The following is a 284-nucleotide window of genomic DNA, read 5'->3' on the forward strand; positions in this document are numbered from 1 at the left end:
CGCTGGATGACGAGAAGACCTACAAGCTCTACGCCGATGCGAAGACCGTCGCCGTGTTCCAGGTGGAATCGGAGGGCATGAAATCGGCCCTGCGCCAGATGAAGCCCACCTGTATCGAGGACATCGTTGCGCTCGTGGCGCTCTATCGTCCCGGCCCGATGGAGAACATCCCCACCTATTGCGAGGTGAAGAACGGGCTCAAGAAGATCACGTCTGTCCACCCGACCATCGACCATATCCTTGAAGAGACGCAGGGCATCATCGTCTATCAGGAGCAGGTGATG

Annotated in this window: 1 protein-coding gene; it reads left to right on the plus strand. The window is 58.1% G+C overall.

All coding sequences use genetic code 11. The features are described 5' to 3' along the window. Positions 1-284, plus strand: a 284-nt coding sequence (locus B3D39_RS13055) for a hypothetical protein (protein ID WP_286789776.1), incomplete at both ends; no start/stop codon positions are given.

It is taken from the genome of Thioclava sp. UBA3469 (assembly GCF_002378135.1).
Taxonomy (GTDB): Bacteria; Pseudomonadota; Alphaproteobacteria; order Rhodobacterales; family Rhodobacteraceae; genus Thioclava; species Thioclava sediminum.